The 1788-nt window shown below is 44.9% G+C and carries 3 protein-coding genes; all 3 read left to right on the top strand.

Annotated elements, in window-relative coordinates; translation table 11 throughout:
- The coding region (locus BG32_RS11390; RefSeq protein WP_409072662.1) for an oligopeptide/dipeptide ABC transporter ATP-binding protein at positions 1-225 on the top strand (225 nt) is incomplete at its 5' end.
- Positions 222-1394 (top strand): ABC transporter ATP-binding protein, encoded by a 1173-nt coding sequence (locus tag BG32_RS11385; RefSeq protein WP_121526850.1) that lies wholly within the window; start codon positions 222-224, stop codon positions 1392-1394. The genes BG32_RS11390 and BG32_RS11385, both read left to right, overlap by 4 nt.
- Positions 1391-1788 (top strand): ABC transporter substrate-binding protein (locus BG32_RS11380; RefSeq protein WP_259459693.1); only part of this gene is annotated, 398 nt, incomplete at its 3' end. The genes BG32_RS11385 and BG32_RS11380, both read left to right, overlap by 4 nt.

The following is a 1788-nucleotide window of genomic DNA, read 5'->3' as shown; positions in this document are numbered from 1 at the left end:
CCTAGACTTGATATAAAGCAAGATCAGCTTCTTCCGATTCCTGGCCAGCCGCCAATAATGCTTAATCCTCCAAACCTTTGTCCCTTCCTTCCAAGGTGTTCAAGGGCAACTGATCGGTGCTATAAGGAATTACCAAGGCTTGAACAACTTAAGGATAATCATTTTGTCAGGTGCTGGAACCCAATCACCAATAGAGTGTTGCTGGTCAAGGAGGCTCAAGAATGAAGCTTCTTGAAGTTAGAAATCTGAAGAAGTACTTTCCAATAAAACAAGGTTTCCTGGTTGAAAGAGTGGTTGGTTTCGTAAAGGCAGTTGATGACGTATCGTTTTCCGTCGATCGTGGCAAGACCATTGGTATCGTTGGAGAATCCGGCTGTGGCAAGACGACAATAGGGAAATCGATAGTCCGCCTGCTTGAAGTAACCGACGGAGAAATGCTCATTGACGAAGAAGACACAACTTTTTATTTCATGAAGAAGCGTCGTGCAAAGCAATACCTTAAGGCGAAATACTTTGATACTGCGAGATTCAACAATGGTGATAATTCAGAATTTGAACCATACGAGAAGAAGATGTACGACGTTTACAATAGAGCGAACAGAGATGCATCGAAGGCCATTGATTATCTGTTTGAAAAGGCGGATCAAAAGAAGAGACTTCTTAGGAGAAAGGCGCAGATAGTCTTTCAGGATCCAATGTCCTCTTTGAATCCAAGAATGACGGTAGGACAGATGCTCACCGAACCGCTTCTCTTTCACGAACTTGTAAAGAATCTCGATGAAGCCATCGAAAAGGTAAAGGAATTGCTCGTTCAGGTGGGCCTGAAACCATATCACGTCGATAGATATCCTCATCAGTTCAGTGGTGGCCAACGCCAAAGAATTGCCGTAGCAAGGGCGATAAGCGTCAACCCCGATCTAATTGTCCTCGATGAGCCGACTTCCGCATTAGACGTATCCGTTCAGGCACAGATTGTAAATCTGTTCCAGAAACTTCAGGAACAGCTTAACGCAGGTTATGTTTTCATTTCTCACAACCTTTCTTTAGTGAGGTTCATATCTCAAGAAGTATCTGTCATGTATCTAGGAAGGATCGTAGAGCAGGGTAATAGTGAGTCGATCTTTAAGAATCCGTTGCATCCCTATACCAAGGCTCTTCTTGCCGCCGCTCCTATACCAGATCCGAAGAAGAAACGAAATCGTAAAGACCTTGTCGGCGGACAGGTACCGAGTCCGATAAACAGACCCACGGGTTGTTTCTTCAATCCAAGATGCAAATACAGGATGGATATTTGTACTAAGGAGTATCCACCCATGGTCAGGGTGGATGAGAATCATTTTGTTGCGTGCCATCTTTATTCCACATCTCAAGAACAAGGAGGGGAAAGTAAATGAAGAAACTTTCAGTGCTTCTAGTGGTTCTCATTGCAGCAGGATTTCTTTTTGCCGCTACTGAGTACCACGTAGAAGAGACATGGAACGGCAAGCCCGGAGGCACTTTCTATTATTGGGGCTTGGGAGATCCAAAGACATTTAACTATGACTGGGCACAGGAAACCAGTTCAACCGATCCTCTTGGATTCACATTGGCAACTCTAATCGAATCCGATGAGGGCGGCATGCCTACACTTCCTGGCTTGGCCAAAAAATGGTGGTTCTCTGAAGACGGACTGACATTCTTCGTTCAGATCAGAGAAGGTCTCCAGTGGTCTGACGGTGAGCCTTTTACTATCGATGACGTCTACTGGACATTTGTCGATGTGTCTTTCATTCCCGAGAACACGGCAAA

It is taken from the genome of Mesotoga sp. HF07.pep.5.2.highcov (assembly GCF_003666285.1).
GTDB classification, from domain to species: Bacteria; Thermotogota; Thermotogae; order Petrotogales; family Kosmotogaceae; genus Mesotoga; species Mesotoga prima.
Note: the sequence above shows the minus strand (reverse complement) of the source record. Positions and strands in the feature narration are given on the sequence as shown.

Coding starts and splice junctions, on each gene's coding strand:
- BG32_RS11385 (WP_121526850.1), top strand. CDS start 222: ATGAAGCTTCTTGAAGTTAGAAATCTGAAGAAGTACTTTCCAATAAAA.